This window comes from Vallitalea sediminicola (assembly GCF_054408565.1).
In genome coordinates this window covers 1-216 of the sequence record NZ_BTPT01000323.1, presented here as the reverse complement: position 1 = coordinate 216, position 216 = coordinate 1, and the positions used below count along the sequence as shown (strand labels likewise).

General features: G+C 30.6%; 1 protein-coding gene. It reads right to left on the bottom strand.

Annotation, left to right across the window (positions count from 1 at the left end):
- A partial coding sequence (locus ACX6CF_RS26905; RefSeq protein WP_458788446.1) for a condensation domain-containing protein occupies positions 1-216 on the bottom strand: 216 nt, incomplete at both ends.

Below are 216 nucleotides of genomic sequence, written 5' to 3'. Positions count from 1 at the left end.
AAAACAGAACCGTTATATATTTTTATCAAATCTTCAAGAACCACTCCAAATGAATAACTGTCAAATATAATATGGTGTACATCATATATCAAGTACACTCTATTACTACTTATCCTAACAAGTTTTATTCTAACCAAAGGTGCTTTTTCAAGGTCAAATGGTCTCCTGAAATCTTTGATGATATTTTCTATATCTGTTCCATCAGACTGGCTATAC